At 65.3% G+C, this 24,800-nt stretch carries 20 protein-coding genes and 2 tRNA genes; 19 read left to right on the top strand and 3 right to left on the bottom strand.

Annotated elements, in window-relative coordinates:
- Nucleotides 1-102: 102 nt before the first annotated feature.
- The 8 genes from ACYVF5_RS09170 (at nucleotide 103) to ACYVF5_RS09135 (ending at nucleotide 8,439) form a co-directional block, all read left to right on the top strand.
- On the top strand, nucleotides 103-1,185 hold the full coding sequence (locus ACYVF5_RS09170) for an isocitrate/isopropylmalate dehydrogenase family protein (RefSeq protein WP_460945556.1): 1,083 nt from the start codon (nucleotides 103-105) through the stop codon (nucleotides 1,183-1,185).
- Nucleotides 1,186-1,245: 60 nt separating this feature from the next.
- Entirely contained in the window at nucleotides 1,246-1,920 is a 675-nt protein-coding gene (locus ACYVF5_RS09165) for a hypothetical protein (protein ID WP_460945554.1), read from the top strand.
- Complete coding sequence (gene otnK / locus ACYVF5_RS09160; protein ID WP_460945552.1) at nucleotides 1,917-3,206, top strand: 3-oxo-tetronate kinase; 1,290 nt, start codon at nucleotides 1,917-1,919, stop codon at nucleotides 3,204-3,206. Before ACYVF5_RS09165 ends, otnK begins: the two co-directional genes overlap by 4 nt.
- Nucleotides 3,193-3,822, top strand: coding sequence for a 3-oxo-tetronate 4-phosphate decarboxylase (gene otnC, locus ACYVF5_RS09155; protein WP_460945550.1), 630 nt, complete (start codon nucleotides 3,193-3,195; stop codon nucleotides 3,820-3,822). The genes otnK and otnC overlap by 14 nt, the downstream gene beginning before the upstream one ends.
- Before the next feature lie 34 nt (nucleotides 3,823-3,856).
- Entirely contained in the window at nucleotides 3,857-5,227 is a 1,371-nt protein-coding gene (locus ACYVF5_RS09150) for an NAD-dependent succinate-semialdehyde dehydrogenase (protein WP_460945548.1), read from the top strand.
- A complete protein-coding gene (locus tag ACYVF5_RS09145; RefSeq protein WP_460945546.1) occupies nucleotides 5,224-5,970 on the top strand; it encodes a cupin domain-containing protein in 747 nt (248 codons plus the stop codon). The genes ACYVF5_RS09150 and ACYVF5_RS09145 overlap by 4 nt, the downstream gene beginning before the upstream one ends.
- Before the next feature lie 222 nt (nucleotides 5,971-6,192).
- Entirely contained in the window at nucleotides 6,193-7,008 is an 816-nt protein-coding gene (locus tag ACYVF5_RS09140) for an inositol monophosphatase family protein (protein WP_460945544.1), read from the top strand.
- A gap of 315 nt (nucleotides 7,009-7,323) precedes the next feature.
- Nucleotides 7,324-8,439, top strand: coding sequence for a fatty acid desaturase family protein (locus ACYVF5_RS09135; RefSeq protein ID WP_460945808.1), 1,116 nt, complete (start codon nucleotides 7,324-7,326; stop codon nucleotides 8,437-8,439).
- A 120-nt stretch (nucleotides 8,440-8,559) separates the two neighbouring features.
- Here the strand turns inward: ACYVF5_RS09135 and ACYVF5_RS09130 are convergent, their stop codons facing one another.
- Entirely contained in the window at nucleotides 8,560-10,323 is a 1,764-nt protein-coding gene (locus tag ACYVF5_RS09130) for a glycoside hydrolase family 13 protein (protein ID WP_460945542.1), read from the bottom strand.
- Nucleotides 10,324-10,500: 177 nt separating this feature from the next.
- Here ACYVF5_RS09130 and ACYVF5_RS09125 point away from each other — a divergent pair.
- From ACYVF5_RS09125 to ACYVF5_RS09105, 5 genes are all read left to right on the top strand, one after another.
- Nucleotides 10,501-10,572: transfer RNA gene (locus ACYVF5_RS09125), tRNA-Thr, on the top strand.
- A gap of 35 nt (nucleotides 10,573-10,607) precedes the next feature.
- Nucleotides 10,608-10,681: transfer RNA gene (locus tag ACYVF5_RS09120), tRNA-Met, on the top strand.
- A 516-nt stretch (nucleotides 10,682-11,197) separates the two neighbouring features.
- Entirely contained in the window at nucleotides 11,198-11,488 is a 291-nt protein-coding gene (locus ACYVF5_RS09115) for an IclR family transcriptional regulator domain-containing protein (RefSeq protein WP_460945806.1), read from the top strand.
- 434 nt (nucleotides 11,489-11,922) lie between these two features.
- Entirely contained in the window at nucleotides 11,923-12,966 is a 1,044-nt protein-coding gene (locus tag ACYVF5_RS09110) for a Gfo/Idh/MocA family protein (RefSeq protein WP_460945540.1), read from the top strand.
- Entirely contained in the window at nucleotides 12,963-13,781 is an 819-nt protein-coding gene (locus tag ACYVF5_RS09105) for a hypothetical protein (RefSeq protein WP_460945538.1), read from the top strand. Before ACYVF5_RS09110 ends, ACYVF5_RS09105 begins: the two co-directional genes overlap by 4 nt.
- Before the next feature lie 175 nt (nucleotides 13,782-13,956).
- Here the strand turns inward: ACYVF5_RS09105 and ACYVF5_RS09100 are convergent, their stop codons facing one another.
- The gene (locus ACYVF5_RS09100) at nucleotides 13,957-15,486 is read right to left on the bottom strand and encodes an ABC transporter substrate-binding protein (RefSeq protein WP_460945536.1); all 1,530 of its coding nucleotides are present in this window, start codon (nucleotides 15,484-15,486) and stop codon (nucleotides 13,957-13,959) included.
- Nucleotides 15,487-15,791: 305 nt separating this feature from the next.
- On the opposite strand from ACYVF5_RS09100, the gene ACYVF5_RS09095 reads away from it, so the two are divergent.
- Nucleotides 15,792-17,150 carry a sulfatase family protein gene (locus ACYVF5_RS09095; protein ID WP_460945534.1) on the top strand — a complete coding sequence of 453 codons (1,359 nt, stop codon included), beginning with the start codon at nucleotides 15,792-15,794 and terminating at the stop codon, nucleotides 17,148-17,150.
- 60 nt (nucleotides 17,151-17,210) lie between these two features.
- On the opposite strand, the gene ACYVF5_RS09090 is transcribed toward ACYVF5_RS09095, so the two are convergent.
- A complete protein-coding gene (locus ACYVF5_RS09090) occupies nucleotides 17,211-17,786 on the bottom strand; it encodes a PadR family transcriptional regulator (RefSeq protein ID WP_460945532.1) in 576 nt (191 codons plus the stop codon).
- Nucleotides 17,787-18,395: 609 nt separating this feature from the next.
- Between ACYVF5_RS09090 and ACYVF5_RS09085 the strand changes: the two genes are divergently transcribed.
- The 5 genes from ACYVF5_RS09085 to ACYVF5_RS09065 all read left to right on the top strand — a co-directional run bounded on the left by ACYVF5_RS09085 (nucleotide 18,396) and on the right by ACYVF5_RS09065 (nucleotide 24,763).
- Nucleotides 18,396-19,337, top strand: a complete 942-nt coding sequence (locus ACYVF5_RS09085; RefSeq protein WP_460945530.1) for an ABC transporter permease — start codon at nucleotides 18,396-18,398, stop codon at nucleotides 19,335-19,337.
- The gene (locus tag ACYVF5_RS09080; RefSeq protein ID WP_460945528.1) at nucleotides 19,334-21,172 is read left to right on the top strand and encodes a dipeptide/oligopeptide/nickel ABC transporter permease/ATP-binding protein; all 1,839 of its coding nucleotides are present in this window, start codon (nucleotides 19,334-19,336) and stop codon (nucleotides 21,170-21,172) included. Before ACYVF5_RS09085 ends, ACYVF5_RS09080 begins: the two co-directional genes overlap by 4 nt.
- A complete protein-coding gene (locus tag ACYVF5_RS09075; protein WP_460945526.1) occupies nucleotides 21,169-22,017 on the top strand; it encodes an ATP-binding cassette domain-containing protein in 849 nt (282 codons plus the stop codon). Before ACYVF5_RS09080 ends, ACYVF5_RS09075 begins: the two co-directional genes overlap by 4 nt.
- A gap of 79 nt (nucleotides 22,018-22,096) precedes the next feature.
- Entirely contained in the window at nucleotides 22,097-23,137 is a 1,041-nt protein-coding gene (locus ACYVF5_RS09070; RefSeq protein ID WP_460945524.1) for a Gfo/Idh/MocA family protein, read from the top strand.
- A gap of 117 nt (nucleotides 23,138-23,254) precedes the next feature.
- Nucleotides 23,255-24,763, top strand: a complete 1,509-nt coding sequence (locus tag ACYVF5_RS09065) for a sulfatase family protein (RefSeq protein ID WP_460945522.1) — start codon at nucleotides 23,255-23,257, stop codon at nucleotides 24,761-24,763.
- The last annotated feature ends 37 nt before the right edge of the window (nucleotides 24,764-24,800 follow it).

Raw genomic sequence — 24,800 nt, 5'->3', positions numbered from 1 at the left:
TCGCCCGGCCGTCGGCCAGGCAGACTCCGCTCCGGGGCAGACGTCTCCGGAAACAAACGCGGGTCCGTACAAGGCCGAGCGCAGAGAGAAAGAAGACAGACTGTGAGCACTGACAAGACATACCGCCTCGCCGTCCTCAAAGGCGACGGCATCGGCCCCGAGATCGTCCCCGCATCCGTCGCCGTCGTCGACGCAGCTGTCGCGGCGGTCGGCGGGTCGGCGATCGACTGGACGGAGCTTCCCCTCGGGCGGTCGGCGATCGACACACACGGCAGCGCCGTTCCCGAGTCGACGCTCGCCGCCCTCGCCGACGTCGACGCATGGCTCCTCGGCCCCCACGACAGCGCCAGCTACCCCGAGCCGCACACGTCCGAACTGAACCCATCCGGCACCATCCGGAAGCATTTCCAGCTCTTTGCGAACATCCGGCCCGCAAAAGCGTTCCCCCGTGGGAACGCCATCGTCGAGAACACCGACCTGGTGATCGTTCGAGAGAACACGGAGGGCTTCTATGCCGACCGGAACACGTTCGCGGGAACCGGCGAGATGATGCCGACACCGGACGTCGCCATCATGCACGGGATCATCACGCGTGCGGCGACCACACGCATCGCTCACGCAGCGTTCCGCCTGGCGATGACCCGCGACAAGCGGGTCACCATCGTCCACAAGGCCAACGTTCTCAAGATGACGACCGGACTCTTCCGGGACGTCTGCCGCGACGTCGCCCGGGAGTACCCGGAGGTCACCGTGAACGACTTCCACATCGACGCCGCGACAGTGCACCTCGTCCGCCGCGCGGACACGTTCGATGTCATCGTCACCGAGAACATGTTCGGCGACATCCTCTCGGATCTCGCCGGAGAGGTCGCCGGGTCGCTCGGCATCGCCCCATCGATCAACTCCTCAGATACCCACGCCATGGCGCAGGCGTCACACGGCAGCGCACCTGACATCGCCGGCAAGAACATCGCGAACCCGATCGCGATGATCCTGTCCGCCGCGATGGTCCTCCGCTGGCTCGGCGAGAAGTTCGCCGACGAGAAGATCGTCGCGGCGGCGGCAACGGCAGAAGCCGCTGTGGAGCTCGCGGTCAGCGAAGGCACGGTCACGCCCGACATGGGTGGGACCGCCAGCACGCAGGACTTCACCGCCGCAGTGGTCGACGCCGTCTCGCGCGTCTGAATCAAGGGTCAGGCGAGTGGCCCGCCCACCGCGTGACGGACCCGTCAGAGGAGACAACACATGAACAGCACACGAGCGCCGCTGATCGCGTTGATCAGCGCCACTCCGGTCGCAATTCCTCCCGTCGAGCAGGCCTTCGCCGAGCTGTTCCCCGAGGCGCACCTGTGGAACATCCTCGACGACCGCTTGCTGCAGTCGGCCGATGCGGCCGGCGGTCTGACGCCCGGACTCACCGAGCGTATGCGCCGACTGATCCGTCACGCCGTTCTCGAGGGTGCCGATGGCGTTCTTCTGACGTGCTCGATGTACGGTGGCGCACTGCAGTCGGCACACGTCACGGTGCCCGCGCAGGCCGCTGACGAGGCTGCATTCGACGCTGTCGTGAACGCCGGCCATACAACGGTTGCGCTGCTCTCGTCGGCGAAGGCGCCTCTCGACGATTCCGTCGCGCGCTTCGCCGCACACAGCGAGAGCCGAGGCGCCGATGTCACCGTGCACGGGGTCGAGGTGTCAGAGGCCTTCATCGCCGCCCGCTCCGGCGATGTCGACGCTCTCGCGCGCGCCCTCGCGGATGGCATAGGCGACGCGCCTGAGGCGGATGCGATCCTGTTGGGCCAGTATTCTCTTGCGCCGGCCGCCATGCGTCTCGCGGAGCTCACGGACCTTCCCGTCTTCGCCGGCCCCCAGATGGCTGCCAGGTCGCTCCGAGCCCGGTTGGGTGGGGCCGCCCGGTGATCGGCGCGATCGCAGATGATTTCACGGGCGGCACCGATGTCGCCGTTGCGTTTCGGAGGGCGGGCCTTCGCACGGTCATCCTGTTCGGGCCACCGATCGGTGACATCGACGTTCCTGCCGCCGACGCCGTGGTCGTCTCGCTCAAATCCAGGACGATTCCAGCCGCTGTGGCGGTACAGCAATCCCTCGACGCTGCCGCCTGGCTCCGAGCACGCGGTGCCAGGCAGCTGTTCTTCAAGTTCTGCTCGACCTTCGACTCCACGCCGAAGGGGAACATCGGGCCCGTCGCAGACGCCCTCGCCGACCTTGCCGGCTCGTCCGTGACCGTTGTCGTCCCCAGTTCGCCCGGACATGACCGGCGTCAGTTCATGGGCCACCTCTTCGTCGGTACGCAGCTGTTGAGCGAGTCGTCGATGCGGCATCATCCCGTGACCCCGATGACCGATTCGTTCATCCCCCGCGTCCTGCGGTCGCAGACAAGCCGACAGGTCGCCCTGCTCGACCATCGAACCGTGCAGGATGGCGCGGGCGCCATTGCCGAGACCCTGATCGACGCGTCCCGCACGGGCGAACGGTATGTTGTTGTGGACGCCGTCTCGGATGCCGACCTGGCAGCCATCGGGGAAGCTGTCGTCGACGCGCCACTCGTCACCGGTGGGGCGGGGCTGGCGGGCGGGCTTGGTGCTGCCGTCGCACGCCGAGGCGGCATCTGGGGGGCAGAGGGCTCCGAGGAGTCCGATCCCGTGGGTCGCGTCCGTGCAGTGGTTCTCGCGGGCAGCTGTTCGGCTCGCACGCTCGAGCAGATCGCCGAGATGCGGCGCTGCTGCCCCTCATATCGCCTGGACGCGGTCGCATCCCCTCACGCCGGGCGGCTCGCCGAAGACGCCCTGGAGTGGTTCGACGCGCTGCCCCAACCTGATCCTGTGCTCATCTACTCGTCGCTTCCCGCAGAGGAGCTCAGAGCGACCCAAGAGGCGCTCGGCGCCGATCGCGCGTCGAGAATCCTCGAGGGCGCGATGGCGCTCATCGCGCAGGGACTCATCGCCCGTGACGTTCGCCGACTCGTCGTCGCCGGAGGGGAGACGGCAGGCGCGGTCGTCTCCGCACTCGACGTTGGCGGCGGCGTCATCGGCTCAGAACCAGCACCGGGCGTGCCCTGGATCTTCACGACGAGCGAGCCCCAACGGGCTCTGCTCCTCAAATCCGGCAACTTCGGCGCGCGAGATCTTCTCCTCAAAGCGGTTCAGACAGGACAGATTCAGGGAGCGACGCATGACCACGAATGAGACTCGCCTGCGGCATGAGATCGTCGACGCCGCACGCTCGCTCTTCACCCGCGGCCTCACCCATGGCAGCACGGGCAATATCAGTGTCCGCGACGGTGAACGGATCTACGTGACGCCCACCGGCAGCAGTCTCGGAACCGTCGAGCCGGACGACCTCTCGGTCATCGACCTGACCGGTGCCCACCTGGACGGTCCTCGCCCATCGAAAGAGGCCTTCCTGCACGCCGCTGTGCTGCGCGCACGTCAGAACGACCTGGCCGTTGTGCACACGCATTCCACGCACAGCGCGGCCGTCTCGTGCCTTGCCGGGCTCGACCCTGACAACGCGATTCCTCCGTTGACGGCCTACTTTGCGATGCGAATCGGCAGACTTCCCCTTCTGCCGTACCACGCACCGGGCGACGACGCCCTCGGTCCGCTCGCGGAACGGGCTGCTCGAACGACCCGCGCATTGCTGCTCAGCAACCACGGTCCTGTGGTGGCGGGAGCCTCATTGGGTTCCGCGATGGACGCGATCGAAGAGCTCGAGGAGACCGCCAAGCTCTTTCTTCTCCTCCACGGCCGCGACGTTCGCCCTCTCACTCACGACCAGGTCAACGCCCTCGCCGCTCCGTAGCGAACACGTGACCACACGCACCGAAGGAGTGCCGATGTTCTACTCGATCAACCCAGCAACGGGGGAGCAGATCGCGCAGTTCCCGCTGCACACCCCCGCGGACGTCGACTCCGCATTGACCGCCGCTGTCGAAGCGCAGCGCGAGTGGCGTCGGGAACCCCTCGGCGAGCGTGTGAAGCTGCTCACGCGCATGGCAGAGGCCTTGCGGAACGACAGTGAGCGATTCGCCAGGGCGATCACCGTCGAGATGGGCAAACCCCTCATCGAAGCGCGACATGAGATCGAGAAGTCGGCGGTGACTCTCGAGCACTACGCCGAGAACGCGGAACGTTACCTTGCCTTCGAAGCGATCCCGTCCAACGCGACGGAGAGCGGTATGATGTTCGACCCCCTCGGCGTTGTGCTCGCGATCATGCCCTGGAACTACCCGTTCTGGCAGTTCTTCCGCTTCGCCGCTCCCGCATTCGCCGCGGGGAACGGCGCGATTCTGAAACACGCAGCGAACGTCCCCCAGTGCGCGAAGCTCGTCGAAGAGGTCTTCCGCACCGCGGGCGGGCCCGAGGGTCTCTTCACGTCGCTTCTCATCGACTCGGCTGACGTCAGAGCGATCATCGAGGACAGCAGGATCGCCGCCGTGACGCTGACCGGTTCGACCCACGTCGGAGCGATCGTCGCAGCCCAGGCCGGTGGCGCGCTGAAGAAGCAGGTACTCGAACTCGGCGGCTCAGACCCCTTTATCGTCCTCGCCGACGCGGACCTCGAAGCCGCATCCACAACGGCCGTGACGTCACGTTTCACGGCCAACGGGCAAAGCTGTGTCAACGCGAAGCGATTCCTTGTCGAAGAGAGCGTCGCAGACCGATTCGTTGAGCTTTTCGTCCGGAAGGCCGGTGAGCTCACCCTCGGCGATCCTCTTGACTCCTCGACGACGATCGGGCCGATGGCGCGGGCCGACCTGCGTGACACACTCCATGATCAGGTGGAGCGAACCGTCGCCGCGGGCGCCGCGGTACTCCTCGGGGGCCGACCCGTCGCCGGTCCCGGCTTCTTCTACCCGCCCACGATCCTCGACCACGTGAGCCCGGTCGCGGCCGCATTCAGCGAGGAGACGTTCGGGCCCGTTGCGAGCGTCACCCGCGTCGCAGACGCCGACGAGGCGATCGAGCTGGCGAACCGAAGCGAGTTCGGGCTCGCAGCGACGATCTGGACGTCGGACCTCGCCGCGGCGAGAGAGATGATCCCGCGGATCGATGCGGGGGCCGTGTTCGTCAACGGCCAGGTCGCCTCGGACGCACGACTCCCGTTCGGCGGGATCAAGAAGTCCGGATACGGCAGGGAACTCGGGGAGTACGGCATCCGAGAGTTCGTCAACGTCAAGACCGTCTGGGTCGGTCCTCGAGCATGACCTCCGCCAGCGAAACGGTCCGCCGGCGGCCAGGCATCCTGCGGCCAGACGATCTGCCGTTCACGGAGCGCGGCTCGGGAGCGCGGACGGTGCCGTTGGTCACCGCGGCGCGAGGGGCGACCACCTACCTCAACGGAATCACCACGTTCCAGCCCGGTTCTGCGATCGCGCACCACACGCACAACGTCTCGGAGTCGGTGATGATCATCACCGGGAGAGCCATCGTCGACATCGACGGGGTGCGCAGTGAACTGCGCGTTTTCGACACGACGCTTGTGCCGGCGAACGTTCCTCACCACTTCGAGAACGCGTCGGAGACCGAGGAGATGAAGATCTTCTGGACCTACGGATCCCTCGACGCCACTCGCACCCTCATCGAGACGGGTGAGACGGGCCGGATCGACGCAGAGCACGCCGGCGGCAACACCGCGTCGCGGGTCAGGATCGTGAAGGAGCTGGCCGAGATCGAGGTCAAGCGCGGACATGAGAACGCGTTCGAGGCGGCGGTCAGCGCGGCGGCTCACCTCTTTCAGCGGGCGTGCGGATCACGAACCATGACACTCGAACGGTCTGAGGAGTTCCCGCAGCGATACCGCCTCATCGTCGGGTGGGAGAGCGCCGACGATCACATGATCAGGTTCCGTCGGTCTGCGGACTTTCTCGTGTGGCGGGAACTGATCGAAGACCACCTCGCGGCGTCGCCGAAAGTCGAGCACCTCACCACTGTGCTGACGGCGTTCTGATCCCCAAGTCGCCCACTGCGACGGCTGTTCCGGGAGTGCCGTAGCTCCAGGCCGCGCCTGTTGTCCCGATCGGGCGCCCGGGCGTCATGAGCCGATGGAGTCGGACGTTTTCGTGCTTCACGGCATCCGCCTAGACTGAGACCCGCACAGAGAGCGAGGCGGCCCCTCCATCTGCAGAGCAGCAGCGGCGATATCGCCGGCTGCCGGTGAGAGAGGAAACACGTGACCGAATACGCAGAGTTCGAGAAGCTCGCCCGCACGATCGCCGCAGAGGCGGGCGATCTGATCGCCCGCCGTCGCCAGGGCGACATCGAGGTGGCAGAGTCGAAGTCCGCCCCCGAAGACATCGTCACCGCCGCCGACCGCGAGTCGGAAGCCCTGATCCGAGAGCGAGTGGCCGCCGCCAGGCCGGATGACGCCTTCCTCGGTGAAGAGACAGGGGCAGCGCCGGGCAGCTCCGGCATCACCTGGGTGGTCGATCCGATCGACGGAACCGTCAACTACCTCTACAACATCCCCGAGTTCAACGTCAGCATCGGAGTCGTCGAGGGCGAGCCTGACCCGGCGACCTGGCGCGCACTCGCCGGCGTTGTGGTCAACCCCTCCCGCAATGAGATCTTCTCGGCCAGCCTCGGTGCCGGTGCCACACTCAACGGCCGGCCGATCACAGTGAACCGCGGCGTTCGCCCCGCGCTCGCGCTGGTCGGAACCGGGTTCTCGTACTCGTCGGCCAGACGTGTCTGGCAGGCGGGCGTCGTCACCAAGCTCATCAGCCACGTCCGCGACATCCGCCGTTTCGGCTCTGCCGCGCTCGACCTCTGCTACGTCGCAGCCGGTCGCATCGATGCGTATTACGAGCGCGGGCTGAATCCATGGGACATGGCGGCTGGCTCATTGATCGCGGCCGAGGCCGGTGCTCGTGTGGGCGGCCTGCACGGCACGCCGGCGCAGAAGAACTTCACGCTGGTGGCAGACGCTCAGCTGTTCGAGGAACTGCACGACCTTCTGATCGCTGCCGGTGCAGACGAAGAGGGCTGACGTCGTCGACTCGGGCAGAGGAAAAGCCGCGAGGAGAGGGCGTTTTGGAGATCTGCGTCCTATGCCCGCGGCTTTCTCCTTCACCCGAGCAGCTGACCCCTACGACAGTAGGGGTTCGAAATGGGACGCCGGGGTGATGCCCAGGTGGGGATGATCTCCTTACGCTTCAGGAAGATCGAAAACCGATCCAACGCAATCCCCCGACCGATTCACCGCAATCCGCCCGCAGACACCGGTCACCCACGTTCTGCAGGCATGGAATGAGCAGCATTGAGCATCGACACACCCACCCGACCGCAGCCGGACTCCGGCACGATGACACCCGTCATCAGAACCGCCGGACGCCGTCTCGAAGGTGAGCGGATAGCCGCCGAGCGCGGACCGAAAGGCGACCCGCAGGCGAGTGGCTTCGCGGTGCTCTCGCGCCAGATCAAGGCCGAAGGCCTGCTCGAGCGCAAGGTCGGCTTCTACCTGCGCAAGTTCCTGTTCTGGGTGGCCGCATTCGGAGCGACTCTGACGGCATCCGTCATGATCGGCGACTCCTGGTGGCAGCTGGTCCCGGCAGCGGTCTTCGGCATCATCTTCACCCAGTTCGCCTTTATGGCGCATGAGGGTGCGCACCGCCAGATCTTCGCCTCAGGCAAGAAGAACGACTGGGCGTCACTGTTCATCGGCAACCTGCTGGTCGGCATGAGCTACAGCTGGTGGCAGAACAAGCACACGCGCCACCACGGCAACCCGAACGTCATCGGCAAAGACCCCGATATCGAGAAAGACACCATCTCGTTCATCGAAGAGGATGCCGCCGAAAGCACCGGATTCGTGAAGTTCCTGACCAAACGACAGGGCTATCTGTTCTTTCCGCTGCTGCTGCTCGAGGGCCTGAACCTCTACAAGCACGCGATCACGCACCTCGTCACGGGCAAGAAGGCCGAGCACCGTGCACTCGAACTCGTGCTCATCGCTGTGCGCCTCGTCGGCTTCGCCGCCCTCGCGTTCCTCATCATGTCGCCGCCGATCGCCATCGCGTTCCTCGGTGTGTATGTCGCCGTCTTCGGCGTCTACATGGGCGCATCGTTCGCGCCCAACCACAAGGGCATGCCGATTCTGCCAAAGAACGCCCGCGTCGACTTTCTCGAACGCCAGGTGCTGACCTCGCGCAACATCCGCGGAGGGCGCTTTATGGACTCGTTTATGGGCGGACTCAACTACCAGATCGAGCACCACCTCTTTCCGAGCATGCCGCGCCCGGCGCTGGCCCGCACCCAGGAGATCGTTCGTGCATACTGCACAGAGAACGGCGTGCCGTACACAGAGACCACCATGCTGCAGTCATACGGGATCGTCATCAGATACCTCAACGAGGTCGGCCTCGCCGCTCGTGACCCGTTCGACTGCCCAATGGTCAACTCATACCGCCCGCGCGACTGAGCCGATCGCCGAAGCCTGCCGGCCTGGCGCACCAGCGCCGCACGAAATCATCCGTTCCGGACGTTTTCATCCCGCATCACGGGTGAATACGTCCGGAACGGATGATTTCGTTAGCCGGCATCAGGGCGTGCGCAGCCAGAGTGTGGTGTCCGGCGCGACAGACCCGCCATCGAACTCGCCGCTCGTGAGCAGCAGGTCGGCCGAGGCGAGCTCGACGGGCAGGCGAGCGAGCCTCTCGCCGGTGTTCGCGATCACGGTGACCGCTCCGTTGCGGAAGGCGACGACGGTCTCTGGAAACCCATCGATCCAGGCAAGGCTTCCGAGCCCCAGACTGTGCTCGCGTCGCACCCGGAGCGCCCGTCGATAGAGTTCGAGGGTCGACCCTTCCTTCCCCGCCTGCGCGGCACGCGCATAGTCGTTCCAGTCGTCCGGTTGCGGCAGCCAGGCCCTGCCCGTCGCGCTGAAGCCGTATGCGGGGCCGTGCGGCTCCCAGGGGATCGGCACACGGCATCCGTCACGCCCGTAGCGTGAGCCGTTCGTGCGGAACCAGGTGGGGTCCTGCCTGGCATCGTCCGGCAGGTTGACGGCCTCGGGCAGACCGAGCTCTTCGCCCTGATAGATGTATGAACTGCCCGGCAGCGCGAGCATCAGCATGCTCGCAGCGCGGGCGCGCCTGAGACCGATCTCTGGAATGGGCTTGCCCGGGCTCTTCGGTCCGATGCCGTGGCCCTGCGGGTTCTCTGCGGTGAGCGCGAGTCGTGACGCGTGCCGAACGACGTCGTGGTTCGAGAGAACCCACGTGCTCGGCGCACCGACCTCGCCGAACGCGCTGAGAGACTCGTCGATCACCGTGCGAAGAGCGGATGCCTCCCACGGCGTCTCGAGGTACGGAAAGTTGAACGCCTGGTGCATCTCGTCGCTGCGCACCCACTTCGCGGTCTCGGTGAGCGGCTCGACCCATGCCTCTGCGCAGAGCACACGGTCGCCCGGGTACTCGTCGAGCACACGGCGCCAGTCGCGGAAGATCGTGTGCACACCCTCCTGGCCCCAGTATGGAGCGCCAGGGGGAGTGACGTCGATCTCGGGTTCGAGCCCGAGCGGCCCGCCGCCTCCGCCGCCCATGCTTCCCGCGGCCATGGGCGGTGTGTAGTCCGGAAGACCCTCCGCCTTGACCATGCCGTGGGCCACGTCGACACGGAATCCGTCTGCGCCCCTGTCGAGCCAGAAGCGCAGCACGTTTCTGAAGAGATCCCACACCTCCGGGTTCGACCAGTCGAAATCGGGCTGGCTCGAGTCGAACAGGTGCAGATACCACTGGCCCGGCGTGCCGTCCGGCTCCGAGATCCGCGTCCACGCGGGGCCCCCGAACACGCTCTGCCAGTTGTTCGGGGGGAGTTCGCCCTCTTCGCCTCGGCCGTCTCGGAAGATGTACCTGTTGCGCTCGGGCGACGACGGCGGAGCCGCGAGCGCGGCTTGGAACCACTCGTGCTGATCGGAAGAGTGGTTCGGAACGAGGTCGATGATGACCCGGATGCCGCTCTCGTGCGCCTTCGCCGTCATGATGTCGAAGTCGTCGAGGGTTCCGAAGATCGGGTCGACGTCGCAGTAGTCGGCGACGTCGTAGCCGGCATCCCTCTGCGGGCTCGTCATAAACGGCGAGAGCCAGATGGCGTCGATGTCGAGCTCTTTCAGAGCGTCGAGCCGCGAGGTGATGCCCGGCAGGTCGCCGATGCCGTCACCGTCGGCATCCGCGAACGAGCGTGGGTAGATCTGGTAGATCACCGCTGAGCGCCACCACTCGCTGCGCTGCTGTGCATCGCGGGGGTCTGGGGTGGTCTGGCCGGCTGCGTTGTGCTGAAGAGTCTGATTGCTCGCAGTAGTCATGGGCACACCCTACGACAGTCGTGTGAACCTCGGAATACGGTGCCTCGGTACGCGGTGGAAGAGGCGGCGAACAGCGGGCCGGAGTGGGTGGCGGGTGGGCCGCGACCCTGTGACGGCACGTTTCGGACCGGCCTCAATGTGATGCTATTCTCTACTGGTGCCATTTCGATGGCGTGCGCCCCGATAGCTCAGTGGTAGAGCACTTCCATGGTAAGGAAGGGGTCGTCGGTTCAAACCCGACTCGGGGCTCGTCTCTCTCTTCTCTCGCCAGAAGAGAGATTCGCGGCAGGGTAGCTCAGTTGGTGAGAGCGCACGACTCATAATCGTGAGGTCGCGGGTTCGAATCCCGCTCCTGCTACAGGAGATTACCCCGGATTTCCGGGGTTTTTCTGCATCTGGGGTGATTGCGGTGTACCCCAAGGTGTATCCCTGTGCCGGTTTTGTGCCGGTCGCGGACCATTCGACGCTTTCATCTCATGCCATAAGCTGCGTGATCAGTGCGCTTGCTCCCGCTCCCACGCCAGAGCCGACCGCAGAGGTACAGGGCACCTCGCAGTGGTAGCAGGAGCTTCTTGATAGCGCTGTTGTCGGGATCCTACTTTGCCGTCTCTTCCACAATCAGCGTGACTGCCTCGCGCGCCGCGTCGACCTCGTCAGAATCAATCCCTGGGGTGGCCTCGATCGGGGCCAGCGCTTTGCCCACGGCGTCAGCGAGTTTTCGTCTCCCGCTGTCACGAGGACCTGACCTGCTGCGTGATTGTGCCACGTCCGAGCGCGAGGTTCAGGTGGTCGCCCTCGAAGATCGGTGTATCCACGTTGAAATCGACAGGCTCGGCCTGGACGAGTCAGCTGAACGTCCGGACACTTCGATCGCCTGCTTGCGGGCCGGACGGAGCCGCTTGCGTCCTTCACACCGAAGTCCCTCGCGTCAACGGCTGCTCTCGAAGAGGATGTCGCCTCTTGTGCGGCTCGCGGCTGGGCCATGGACGACGAAGAGACGACTCCCGGAATCGTGTGCATCGCGGTCCCGCTGGCGTCCTCCCAAGACCCCGCGAGGCCTTACGCGGTGAGTGGCTCGTTGCTCAAAAGCGCGGCCACCCCGCAGCAGATCGAGGCTGTCGTCGGTCAGTTGAAGGCCTTGGCCCTGGCTGCATCCGGACGTTGAGCGACGCTCGGACGTCCTGGCTGGCGTCGAGGACGTCCGGGTTGTGCCGCGGGCGTCAACACGGAACGGGACCAGCTAAGCCACCGGTGGAGTAGCAATGTGGCGTAGCAATGGCTGTGTGATGCTAGAGTGAATGACACGTGTGGATTATTAGCGTGCACCCCGACCATGACCGCGTTGTAGGGCTCGTTGAGAACGCATACGCCACCGGTCGGCTGGATGGGAATGTGTGACGTGGAGAACGACCCTGGCGCAGGTGCGGGTCGAGCACACGTGGACAACGGTGCCGAGCGGGCAACCGCACATCGAGCAGGCAGCCCCTCCCACGGCGACATCAACGACAGGAAAGAAATCATGACAACTCCCTCGACCTCGTCCCCTGCCGGAGCATACGACGCCGCCGTGAGCGTCGGCCGTGCGGTGGGGGCCGGCTCGTGAACGCACCGCTTTTGCGCGTAGGCATCATCGGCGCGGGTCCTGTCACCCAGTCGATCCACCTCCCCGCGATCGCGCGTCTCGCGGATCACCTCACCGTCGTCCGCATCACAGACGTGGATGCCGACGTGGTTTCGGCTGTCGCTGGTCGCGTCGGCGCGACCGGGCACACCGACGCGGGTGAGATGCTGGCCGCTGGCGACCTCGACATCGTCGCCGTCTGCAGCCCCCAACATCTGCACGCAGAGCATGTCGAGGCGGCATGCCGCGCGGGAGTCGGCGTTGTGTTGTGCGAGAAGCCGTTCGCCTCGTCGCGTGAGGAGGCCGAGCGCATCGCGCGCACCGTCGCAGAGACGGGTGCGCGAGTGGTCGTCGGAGCCATGCACACCTACGACCCGGCATGGCTCGCGGCCGAGGAGCTGTGGGGGGCGCTTCCTCAGGAGGCTCATACCGTTCGCTCCTCGATCGTTATGCCCGGCGGCACGCGTTTTGAGGACTTCGCCACAGAAGTGCTGAAGCGGGCGGCTCCTCCGAACGGAGGCGATCTGCCCGAGCGCGAGCGCAAGGCGGCGCGCCTTCGCGGAGTCATCTACGGTCTCATCATTCACGACCTGCCGCTCGTTCGCCGTTTTGCGCCCACCATCGACAGGATGATCGACGTCAGAGCCCTCTCCGGCGGCTGGGTCATCGTGTACAGCAGCGCGGGCCGACTCGTGCATCTCACGGGCGGTATGACGGGTGGCTGGAAGCCCGAGTGGCATTTTCGCGCCTATTCGGAATCGACGAGTCTTGAGGTCGAGTTCATGCCGTCGTACGTCTGGGCGGGCTCAGCGCGAGCCACCGTCACAACCGACGGCATACGGCACAGCCCCGTGCCCGCAGACCGGAACGGGTACGAGGGGGAGTGGCAGGAGCTCGCGGCCATCGCCCGCGGTGAACGTGAGCCGCGCATCGGCGCACAGGTTCTCATCGACGATGTGCAGTACGCCGTCGAACTGGCTGAGCAAACCAGCCGGTTCCTGTTGGAAGGAGCCTCGCGATGAGCGAACTCACATCACTCCCGATGCTCGTCGCCTCTGACGATCTGATCGACTACTCGGCGACGATCCGTTCAGCACTGCCGATCTCACTCTCGGCCGCCGAGGGCATCGACGGGGCGCTCGTCGCGGTATCGGGCGCCGCAGCAGGCTGGGTGGGCGAGGTCGCCCGCCTCGTCGACGCGGGGGCCCGCGGGATACTCGTCGAAAGACCCGGGCGGATCGCTTCCGACGACATCGACGCGCTCCGTCGTGCGAGCACACGAGTGCCGGTGGCGCTGCGCCGCGAGTACCTGTCGAACCCTCTGCTGGACGGTTCTCGCGATGCATGGCCGTCCGCCGTCGGGGCGCTCTCCCTCACGAGCGACCAGTTCATAGCCCCGGGCACAGACCTGGGCGGGGCGCTCTTCGACCACCTCGCCGTCGCCCGCGCGCTGACCGAGAAGATCGCCGGCGTGCGCGTGCTCGAGACCGGGCCCGGTGGATACACCGTGACCGCATCGTTGACGGGGGGTACCTCTGTGGTGCTCGGTGGAGTGGTCTCTGCGATAGAGCCGACCCGCGTGACGCTCCAGCTCCTGCGCCCGCCGCAGCGCCTGTCGATCGAGATCCCGACCGCTGAGACCTCGCGTCCCGCCACCGTCGCGATCACCGACGCCGACGGGGAACGGCGGCTCCCGTCGAGCTACGAGAGCGTGCATCGTGCCGCATGGCGACGTCTGGTGGCAGCGGCGCAAAAAGACGAACGTGTTGACGACGTCGCCGACTATCTCGTTGACCTTGCACTGTTCGCGACGATCGAAGATCGACCCGCCGTGTGAGACGAACGCCGCCCGTGCAATTCGGGCAGCCTGCTCCGGGGCCGCCCCACAGTGGCACTGATGGACGGCCGCCGGCATCTCGATTCGGGGACGGGCGTCACCAACGTCAGGGTCACCAACGTCAAGCTCATACACACAGGGGGTGGGAAGCACGGCTTTCCACCCCCTGGAGCAGCTATGACGCGGGACGGATGTCCTGAATCGACGGGTAGGCGTTGCCCTGGTTGATGGTCACGCTCGTCACGTCATCGGTGACAAACGACGTCTGGACGGTGTACCACGGGTTGAACCATGCTTCTTCGACGAGGTAGGCGTTCAGCTCTTTCGCCGCCGTGTCTCCATCCTCACCACCCGCGCGAACGCGGTCGATCAGCTCGTTGACCTCGGGGTCCTCGTACTTCAAGGGGTTCCACGTGGCATTGGGTGCGACGACGAAGTTGATGAACTGGGACGGCAGCGGATCCTGCCCCAGCTGGAAGTACGAGGCGGCGTACTTGCCCGCGAGCATGTCGGGCAGGAAGTTCTGGCCGACGTCTTGGAACGTGGCCGTGATGCCGACCTCGGACAGCTGCTGTTGGATGAGGGCCAGCAGCGCCTGCGGTTGTGCTGGGCTCGACGGCATAACGAGCTCGAATCCGTCACCGTATCCGGCTTCGGAGAGAAGCTCGCGAGCTTTCTCCGGGTCGTAGTCGTAGGTCGAGTTCAGCGACTCGTCATACGCGACGGACGAGGGGCGTGCGGTCTGCTGTGTGAGCTCGCCGTAACCGAGCCCGAAGGTCTCGAGGAACGCCTCCGCGTCGATCGCGTGGTTGATCGCCTGGCGCACGCGGACGTCGCCGATGGCTGGATTGAGCACTCCACCTCTGTCCCACAGGAACAGACCCACCATGCTGAGAAACAGCGGGTTGACCGTGTATCCGGCTTCCTCGACCTGTTGGAGAGTGCTGTTGTCGATCAGAGCGGAGCCGTTCAGCTGCTTGCCTCGCAGTGCGTTCAACATCGACGTGTTGTCTGCGTACACGTTGACGGTGATCGAGTCGTAGTACTGAATGTCCGGGTCCCAGTATTCCGGGTTCTTATCGAATTTGTAGGACGTTCCTACCACCGAATCGTCGGTGTTCAGGATATAGGGGCCAGATCCGATCGGGTTGGTGGCGGCGTCGGCATTGTCGAACAGGTTGGGGCTGGCGACCAGGCCAGGAGCCTGAGCCAGATAGAGATAGAAGTACGGGTCAGAACGGCCCAGTTCGATCTCGAGGGTCGTGTCGTCGACGGCCCTGGCATCAACGACATTCGACGCTTTCGCCCGCTGCGGAGACGTCCCGTCGCGGAAACGCAGAAGGTTCTGTGCCGCGACATCCGCGTTGAAGGCGACCCCGTCGGTGAAAGTCACATCGTCGCGCAACGTGAGTGTGAGGACGGTGGAGTCCTCGTTGTACGCCCACTCCGTGGCCAGGCCGGGAAGGGCGTCCACGCCGTTGGGGTCTGATCGAAGCAGCGTGTCGTAGACGGCCTGCCCGTAGATCGACTGGTTTCCCCAGTTCATGTTGCCGGCGTCCAGAGTGGCCGGCGCCAGCAGATTCCCGAGCACCAGGTCCTTCGGGGCCTCACCCCCGTTCGTTCCGCCGTTCCCGCCAGCGGCACAGCCGCTGAGGAGAAGAACCGTGGCTGCCGCAACTGCGACTCCCGCTTTTATAAAACGCATCGTTACGTCCTTCCGCTGTGGAGGCCACACACAGTCTCTCCGGGTGGCCCAGCCGCTCTAACCAAGAGCAGTCCTCCGGAACTATCGCACGTCTGCTGATGATGAACAAGTGGTCGAGCTATTCCGGTTGTAACATATGGGTCACAAACAGTTGACCACTGTGTGTGCACAGTAGCCCGATAGAAGGTTCCACCTGTGTTATAAAGAATGTGCAGACATCGCTTGACACCCCGGGAGGGATCGATGATGATCCGTCGATTACGACAGGCCTCGAGTTCCTGCATTTCCGGACGGAAGGATCGGCAATGACCGGCATCAACATCCTCCTTATCACCGCGGACGATATGGACGGGCTCACGCCGGGCGCCTTCGGCGGTCATCCTGACGTCACCCCGGGGCTAGACAGGCTTGCGCAGCAGGGGGCTGTCTTCCGCCGCAGCCACGTCGCCGTGGCTGTGTGCCAGCCCAGCAGGTCCTCGATCATGACCGGCCTCTGGCCTCACCGCAACGGCGCCGAGGGATTCGAGCCGATCGATGACGGGGTGCCGGTCATAACGTCGACGCTCAAACAGGCTGGATACCTCGTCGGCATCCTCGGGAAGGTCGCTCACCTTCAGCCGGTGGAACGATACGGCTGGGATATGAACGTGGACGAGCAAGACCTCGGCATGGGACGGAACCCGGGCAAGTATGCAGACGCGATGCGCAGTTTTCTTCACAGGGCGAGCGAAGCTGCGCAGCCCTGGTTCATGATGGTCAACTCCCACGACCCTCATCGCCCGTTCGCCGGCAGCCGTCAGGAGCTCTCCGTGCACTCTGCAGCCGAGCGGGAGGGTTACCCTGCACCGTCTCGCACGTTCGGGGAGGCGGACAGACTGGATGTTCCGGGGTTTCTCCCCGACACAGACGGAGTGCGAGAAGAGTACGCAGAGTACCTGGGGTCGAGTCGTCGGTGTGATGACACCGTCTCGGCGGTCCTGCAGGTGCTCGAAGACGCAGGCCAGGCCGACGACACGCTTGTGGTGTTCCTTTCAGACAACGGGATGGCTTTTCCGTTTGCGAAGGCGAACTGTTACCTGAGGAGCACCTTGACGCCGCTCATCGTGCGTTGGCCCGGTCACGTCCGGCCTGGTCTGGTCGTGCAGGATGAGTTCGTGTCGATGCTGGATCTGTTTCCGACGTTCTGCGAGGCGGCCGGTGTGACCCACGAGGGAGAGCTCGACGGCCGCTCCATCCTTCCGTTGCTGCGGGACGGTCACGACGAGTTCCCTCGTGCCCGCGTGTTCTCGGTCTTCCATGAGACGTCGGCGAAGCAGCGCCTCGAAATGCGGTGTATCCAGGACGCGGAATACGGCTATATCTGGAACGCCTGGTCCGACGGAGAGGTCCAGTACCGAGCCGAGAACATGCAAGGTCTCTCGTGGCCGTCCATGCTGGAGGCCGCGGAAGGAACAGGCGAGATCGCGCAGCGCGTCGACTTCTATCTGCATCGCACGCCTGAGGAACTGTATGACCTGCGTGCGGACCCGGATTGCCTCGTTAACCTGGCGGACCACCCTGAGCACCTCGCCGCGCTGCGTTCGCGAAGGAACCAGATGATCGAGTGGATGACGGAAATCGGCGACGCGCTCACCGAGAGGTTCGCGGCGCTCATCGACTCCTGAGCGTCGTATCCCGGCCCCGCTGCCGAGGCGGGCCATCCGCGAGTCGCTGGCCCTCGACGGTCAGTCGTTCTCGACCAACGCCTGCAACCGCACCTCGGAAGACTCCAGCCAGGCGATGAACGTCTGCACCATATAGTGTCCCCGTTCGCTCAGCATCATCATCGACTGTCCGAACCACTCGCGCAACTCGGCGTCCGCTCCGCGCGGAACGAGGTCAGGGTCCACACCCGTTCGGAGCTCTTCGTGCTCCTTGCGGTATGCGAGCTCGATACGCACGAGCTCCAGGGTCTTCGCCGGTCCTCGACGCGCACTGAACATCAGTCGAACTTGGAAGTCTGGATCGAGGGGGCGCGGTGAAGGAACGTACGGCGAGTCGATCCACTCCTCAAGTTTTTCGATGCCGGTCTCGGTGACGCTGAAAACATTCGCGTCAGGGCTGCCGTGGCGCTCTTCTACCGCCGACACCACCCATCCCAGCTTTTCCATGCGTGTGAACTGACGGTAGATCTGCGAAGGCTGGGTCGTATAGCCGACAAACGCGCCCTTGCGCGCCAGCCATTTGTAGACGTCGTAGCCGGTGCGGTCGCCAGCGGAGAGAAGACTGAGGATGATCACCTCGAGGCGTGCCAGTGCCACTGCATTCTCCTTCGTCGCTTGGATCCTATAGCGACGATAACAGGACGCAGGGGTGCGCGCGCTGCTCGACCGCCAACGTGTCCCGGTGTTGCCCAGACGTGTGGGTGGAGCACACCGAGACATGTCACAAATGGAACATGTACGCCGAACAGATCCCAAGAGAATACGACGATGGCTAATTAACCCCTGGTATAGGTGGCGGCTTGAACATCGGCTTCGTTCGTGTCATGCTTTCGAGGGACCGGTCGGCCACGGGCGGTCAGGGCGGAATCCATGGTGGATCACAGCCGAGAGGACGTAACGATGCGTTGTGCAAGGGACGGCACCGCAGCCACGGTGCCGGTGAGAGTCAGAGGCAACCGAGCGTGGTGGCCGGCGATGTCAACGCGCCGTCTGTCGATACACCACAGGGGATCTGGCAGCCGACAGGCCAACGCACGAGCGTTCTTCGGCACCGAGGCCTCGTTCACAACAGACGTGAACAGGGCTGTCGGGGACGACGAGCGCAGCGTGTGCCCGGACGCCCGGAAAATCAATCCCTCCTCTTGACGACAAGGCGGGTCGGGGCTGTGCGCATCCTCACCCGGCTGCAGACACGGAAGCACAAGCATGCTGAAATTCATCGGACGACGTTTTGTGGGGGGCGCGTTCCTGCTCCTCGGAATCGCCGTCGTCGCGTTCTCTCTTCTCTACATGAGCGGCGGTGACATCACACGTCGCATCCTCGGCGAGGCAGCCACGGACGAAGCCGTTCTCCAGAAGTCCGCCGAACTCGGTCTCGACCGCCCGCTCCATGAGCAGTTCTGGTCTTGGCTCGTCGGAGCTGTCACGGGAGACCTCGGTCGCTCCTGGTTTTCTGGACAGGCGGTCACGGGCGGCATCCAGTCGCGTCTCGCTGTGACGCTCTCCATCATCGTCGGCGCCGTCATCGTCATCGCGATCGTCTCGGTCATCCTCGGCCTGCTCGCTGCGACGCGTCGGGGGTGGGTCGACCGGGTGGTACAGGTCATCTCGCTCATCGGGTTCGCGATCCCGGGGTTCCTCTTCGCGCTCGCGCTTGTGCTGATCTTCGCGATCGGCTTCGGGTGGTTCCAGCCGACCGGCTACATTCCCTTCTTCACCTCGCCAGCGGGGTGGGTGAGCACCGTGACCCTCCCCGTGGTCGCGCTGTCGTTGAGCGGTATCGCGAGCGTTACACAACAGATCAGGGGCTCGGTCATCGACGCCTTGCGCAATGACTACGTTCGAACGCTCCGGAGCCGCGGGATGTCGGAGCGGCGGATCATCTTCAAACACGTCCTCCGCAACGCGGCAGGGCCGGCGCTCGCCGTGCTCGCCGTGTATTTCGTGGGTCTTCTGGGCGGTGCAGTGATCGTTGAGCAGGTGTTCGCGATACCCGGCCTCGGTCAGGTGGCGGTGCAGGCGACAACCCAGGGCGACATTCCCATGGTGATGGGACTCGTTATGGCTGTCGGAATCCTCGTCATCCTCTTTAATCTCCTTGTCGACCTGATGCAAGGATGGCTCAACCCGAAGGTGCGTCTGTCATGACCGTTCCCCTTTCCGCGCCCGATCCGCAGACGGCGTTGCCCACGACCGCCACGGCTAAGCAGGACCACCTCGCGGTGCGAGTGCTGCGCAACCCGCTCGCCGCCGCGGCCGCCGCCTTTCTTGCCGTGGCGGTGCTCGCCGCCGTTTTCGCCTCTCTCATCGCACCGTTCGATCCGAACCGCGCGGATATCTCCCAGGTCCTTCTCCCGCCAGGTACTGACGGTCACATCCTCGGCACCGACGGGGCTGGGCGCGACGCGCTCTCGCGTTTGATCTTCGCGGCGCAGTTCAGCCTCGCCGGCGCCGCCATCGCGTTGGCGGTGGCGGTGGTGCTCGGCGTCATCGGAGGACTGTTCGCCGCCTACTTCGGCGGGATTCTCGACCTCGTCTCGGGTGGGATCATCGCGCTGCTGATGGCGCTGCCGGGCATCATCGTGCTGCTCGCAGCCCGCGCCGTCATCGGGCCGTCGCTGTGGTGGTCGATGGTGATCTTCGGAATCATGCTCTCACCCTCGTTCTTCCGGCTGGTGCACGCCTCCGTCACCGGTGTGAAGAACGAGTTGTATGTCGATGCGGCTCGTGTGTCCGGCTTGTCGGACTCCCGCATCATCTCGCGTCACATCCTGGGCGTCGTACGCGCGCCCATCATCATCCAGGCGGCGATCGTCGGCGGCATCGGGCTGGCCATCCAGTCCGGCCTGGAGTTCCTCGGACTGGGCGACGCACGTGTGCCCACCTGGGGCGCCATGCTCAGCGATGCTTTCACCAACCTGTACCGTGCTCCCATGCTGGTCATCTGGCCGGCGGTCGCCATCGCGGCGACGCTGCTCTCGCTCACGTTGCTGGCCAACACCCTCCGCGACGAACTCGAGCGCTCCGGAAACACGCGCCGCCGCGGCGGTCGCGCGCGGCGGGCAGCAGCGGTTGCCGCGGCAGCGCCGGCGCCGGCGCCGGCCGAGATCATCCGGCACGGGTCAGATCCGGTGGACGAGGCGCTGATCCGTGTCGAAAACCTGTCGATCGGGTATCAGCAGCCAGACGGATCGCTCAAACGGGTTGTGGAGGATGTGTCGCTGGCCGTAGCCCGCGGCGAGGTGCACGGCCTGGTCGGAGAGTCGGGTTCGGGAAAGACGCAGACCGCCTGGTCTGTGCTCGGCCTCCTTCCCGAGGGCGGCAAAGTGGTCGGCGGCTCCATCCTGTTCGACGGGATTGACCTCGTGTCGGCGTCGAAAGCAGAAATGACGGATCTGCGCGGGCGCCGTATCGCCTACATCCCGCAGGAGCCGATGTCGAACCTCGATCCATCGTTCACCGTGGGCAGCCAGCTCGTCGAGCCGATGCGTGTCAAGCTCCGGCTGCCGAAGACCGAAGCCAGGGCGCGCGCGCTCGACCTCCTGGCGAAGGTCGGCATCCCCGACCCGCAGCGCACGTTCGATGCGTACCCGCACCAGATTTCCGGCGGTATGGCGCAGCGTGTTCTCATAGCGGGCGCGATCTCGTGCGAACCCGACCTGTTGATCGCCGACGAGCCGACCACGGCGCTCGATGTGACCGTGCAGGCGGACGTGCTCGAGGTGCTGCGAGATCTGCAGAGCGAGCTGCAGATGGCCGTCATTCTCGTCACACACAACTTCGGCGTGGTGGCCGACATCTGCGATCGCGTGTCCGTGATGAAGTCCGGCCGAATCGTCGAAACCGGCCCGACGACGGACATCTTCGACAATCCGACTCACCCATACACCCGAGATCTGCTCGGATCGATCCTCAACGAGACGGAGCCGCGTGGTGCCCTGCACGACGCCTCCTCTCGGACAGCGGAAGGACCCACCCGATGAGCGCCCCGCTTCTGGACATCTCGGATGTCACCGTCGAGTATCCCGGACGCGGACTGCGCGGCAAGCCCTTCCGCGCGCTCCACTCGGTATCGGTCGATGTCCGCCGCGGTGAATGCGTCGGCCTGGTAGGCGAGTCCGGGTCGGGCAAGACCACGCTCGGGCGCGCCGTTCTCGGGCTCGCCCCGGTCACCGAGGGGCGTGTGCTCTTCGAAGGACGAGACATCGCCCATGCGCCGCGCAACGAGCGCAAGCGCCTGGCCAGGGACATCCAGGTGGTGTTTCAGGATCCGTACACGTCGCTGAACCCGTCGATGACCGTGGAGCAGATCCTCACAGAGCCGCTCACTGTGCGGAAGGTGTCGCGTCGTGACGCCGTCAGGCGTGTGGAGGAACTGTTCGACCTCGTGCAGCTGCCTCACGACTCGGGAGGGCGGCTGCCCCGCGAGTTCTCAGGCGGTCAGCGTCAGCGCATCGCCATCGCGCGAGCGCTCGCACTGGATCCCAAGCTGATCGTGTGCGACGAACCGGTCTCGGCGCTCGACCTGTCGACGCAGGCACGGGTGCTCGACCTCTTCAAAGACATCCAGGAGCGCACGGGTGTGGCGTATCTGTTCGTCTCTCACGACCTCGAGGTCGTCAGGCACATCAGCCACCGTGTGGCCGTGATGTATCAGGGCCAGATCGTGGAGTTCGGCGACGGCGACCAGGTCACCAGTCGCCCAGAGCACCCCTACACGCAGCGACTGTTCTTCGCCGCGCCCGTGGCAGACCCCCGCGCCCAGGCGAGAAGACGCGTCGAGCGTCAGGCCCTGCTGGAGGCGCAACGGGCCGAAGCTCTGATCTGAGAAGGCGACGACACGTGACCAGACGGCGCCACGCACCGCTCCGCAAGGAGACACCCACCGACCCGCAAGGAGATACGACATGCCCATGACCTTTCCCGAGCCCGACCTCTACACCCCTGGCCATGGCGAGCCCGCCTTGCGCTGGGGGGTGCTCGCCCCCGGCAGGATCGCGTCGAGTTTCGTCGGCGCGGTCCTCGAGCACACCCAGCAGCGGGTGGTGGCCGCGGCATCGCGATCAATCGAACGAGCCGAGGAGTTCTGCGCCCGAACCGGTGTGGAGCGCGCATACGGATCCTACGAACAGCTCGTCGAAGACCCCGAGATCGATGTGGTCTACATCGCCGCGCCCCAGAGCGAGCACCTCGCGCTCGGACTGCTCGCGTTGCGCGCCGGCAAGAACACAGTGATCGAGAAACCGCTGGCGACCAACGCGGCGGATGCTCGCACCCTCGTCTCGCAGGCCCATGACGCGGGCGTTTTTCTGATGGAGGCCATGTGGAGTCGCTATCATCCCAAGACGAGCGTCATCCGTCGCCTCATCGCGGAGGGAGCACTCGGGGAGGTCCGCAGCGTCGTCGCCGATTTCGGCCACGCTGTGCCCGCCGACGTGGCACACCGCCTCTATCGTCCCGAACTCGGCGGCGGTGCGCTCCTTGACCTCGGGATCTATCCTGTGCAGTTCTCGTCGATGGTCGCCGGCCGCCCCGCCTCGATCACAGCTGTCGGCGGGCTGACGACGACGGGGGTCGACGCCTACTCGACGTCGATCCTCCAGCATGCCTCGGGCGTGCAGTCGACCCTGACGACGACGTTGCTCACCCGCACGCCGTCGCGCGCCTACATCGCCGGCACGTCCGCGCACATCGAGCTCGACGGACCGTTCCACGTTCCCGGCGGATTCAGCCTCGGAACGAACGACCCCAGGTCGGTGCCCGAGCGGTGGGAGGACCCGACCGGCCTCGCCATGTTCGCCGGTCTGTCGTGGGAGGCCACTGCTGCTGCTCGCTTCATCGGCGAGGGACGCACGGAGTCCCCCGTGCACACCCTCGACGAGACGGTTGCGATTCTCGAGACCACCGACGAGGTGCTGCGCCAGCTGCACGCCGCGAATGCGGGGTGAGCGGCTCCTCGCCATCCTCACTTCCGGCGCGCTCTCACGCGGCACCCTGACCGCGCTGCCGTGGCGGCGCAACGTTCACCAGCCCACACGCCGCATCGCGGCACCGAAGGACACCACATGGCACGCCCCAATCTCATCTTCATCATGTCGGATGACCATGCCGCCCAGGCGATCTCCGCGTACGGCAGCCGCGTCAACACGACCCCGCACCTCGACCGAATCGCCGAGAGCGGAATGCGTATGGACGCGGTGTTCTGCACAAACTCGATCTGCAGCCCGTCGCGTGCGTCGATCCTGACCGGCACGTACAGCCACGTCAACGGAGTGTCCTCGATCTGGACGGAGCTGGACTACCGGGTCCCGACCTTCGTCGACGTCCTCCACGACAACGGCTACCGCACCGCCCTGTTCGGAAAGTGGCACCTGGGCGAACACGGCGCGTCACTGCCGCGCGGGTTCGACACCTGGAAGATCTTTCCGGGACAGGGGGACTACGTCGACCCCGAGATGATCGACGAGAACGGTCGGGCGACGGTGACCGGGTACGCCACCGATATCGTGACGGACCTCTCCATCGACTGGCTCGACACCCTCGCCGAGGACGAGCCGTTCTGCATGATGGTTCACCACAAGGCTCCTCATCGCCCGTGGATTCCGGACGAGAAGCACAAGCACCTCTACGCAGACGGCGATATTCCCGAGCCCGAGACGTTTTTCGACGACTACCAGACCCGCAGCAGAGCGGTCCGTGGTGTGCGCATGACCATCGCCGACGACATGGGCGCCGACGACTTGAAGACCGAGGTTCCTGAGCACCTGCGCGGCCCCGAGAACCGTGAGGCGCGCATGCGCTGGAAGTACCAGATCTACATGCGCGACTATCTCCAGTGCATCCAGTCGATCGACGACAACGTCGGCCGTCTGCTCGACCGCCTCGAGGCGAACGGTCTCGCCGAGAACACACTTGTTGTGTACACCTCCGACCAGGGGTTCTTCCTCGGCGATCACGGCTGGTTCGACAAGCGGCTGATGTTCGATCAGTCGCTGCAGATGCCGATGCTCATCCGCTGGCCGGCCGAGATCGAGCCCGGCTCGCGGTGCGAGGCGATCATCACGAACGTCGACTTCGCCGCGACCTTCCTCGACGTGTGCGGCATCGAGGCGGATGCCGCATTGCCGACGTCGCAGGGGAGGAGCTTCCGTCCGCTGCTGCGGGGAGAGGACGTCGACGACTGGCCGGATGCCGCGTATTACAGGTACTGGGAGCATAACGATCCCATCCATGCCGCTCCCGCTCACTACGGGATCCGCACCGCGACCCACAAACTCATCTACTACTACGGTGCCGGCCTGGGGGTGCCGGGCGCATCGGACACGCTCTTCGAGCCGGAGTGGGAGCTCTACGATCTGCAGAACGACCCGGCTGAGGTGCGCAACGTCGCCGACGACCCCGCGTACGCGCAGATCAGATCCGAGTTGGAGACCAAGCTCGCCGAGTACCAGCGCCACTACGCCGACGAGCCGTACGCGGGTCCCGAGACTCCCCGGCCAGATTGGGGGCCGTATGACGCGGAGCTCTTCGAACGGGTCCAGAAGTACGTCGCGAGCATACGCGCTTCGAGTTGAGGCCACCGCGGCCCCGCGAGGCGCGTGGCGGCCGGTG

Source organism: Okibacterium endophyticum (assembly GCF_054780075.1).
The sequence above is the reverse complement of the archived record's forward strand: the minus strand, read 5'-3'. Positions and strand labels throughout refer to the sequence as shown.

Coding starts and splice junctions, on each gene's coding strand:
- ACYVF5_RS09165 (WP_460945554.1), top strand. CDS start 1,246: ATGAACAGCACACGAGCGCCGCTGATCGCGTTGATCAGCGCCACTCCG.
- otnC (WP_460945550.1), top strand. CDS start 3,193: ATGACCACGAATGAGACTCGCCTGCGGCATGAGATCGTCGACGCCGCA.
- ACYVF5_RS09150 (WP_460945548.1), top strand. CDS start 3,857: ATGTTCTACTCGATCAACCCAGCAACGGGGGAGCAGATCGCGCAGTTC.
- ACYVF5_RS09145 (WP_460945546.1), top strand. CDS start 5,224: ATGACCTCCGCCAGCGAAACGGTCCGCCGGCGGCCAGGCATCCTGCGG.
- ACYVF5_RS09135 (WP_460945808.1), top strand. CDS start 7,324: ATGACACCCGTCATCAGAACCGCCGGACGCCGTCTCGAAGGTGAGCGG.
- ACYVF5_RS09130 (WP_460945542.1), bottom strand. CDS start 10,323: ATGACTACTGCGAGCAATCAGACTCTTCAGCACAACGCAGCCGGCCAG.
- ACYVF5_RS09105 (WP_460945538.1), top strand. CDS start 12,963: ATGAGCGAACTCACATCACTCCCGATGCTCGTCGCCTCTGACGATCTG.
- ACYVF5_RS09100 (WP_460945536.1), bottom strand. CDS start 15,486: ATGCGTTTTATAAAAGCGGGAGTCGCAGTTGCGGCAGCCACGGTTCTT.
- ACYVF5_RS09095 (WP_460945534.1), top strand. CDS start 15,792: ATGACCGGCATCAACATCCTCCTTATCACCGCGGACGATATGGACGGG.
- ACYVF5_RS09085 (WP_460945530.1), top strand. CDS start 18,396: ATGCTGAAATTCATCGGACGACGTTTTGTGGGGGGCGCGTTCCTGCTC.
- ACYVF5_RS09080 (WP_460945528.1), top strand. CDS start 19,334: ATGACCGTTCCCCTTTCCGCGCCCGATCCGCAGACGGCGTTGCCCACG.
- ACYVF5_RS09075 (WP_460945526.1), top strand. CDS start 21,169: ATGAGCGCCCCGCTTCTGGACATCTCGGATGTCACCGTCGAGTATCCC.
- ACYVF5_RS09070 (WP_460945524.1), top strand. CDS start 22,097: ATGCCCATGACCTTTCCCGAGCCCGACCTCTACACCCCTGGCCATGGC.
- ACYVF5_RS09065 (WP_460945522.1), top strand. CDS start 23,255: ATGGCACGCCCCAATCTCATCTTCATCATGTCGGATGACCATGCCGCC.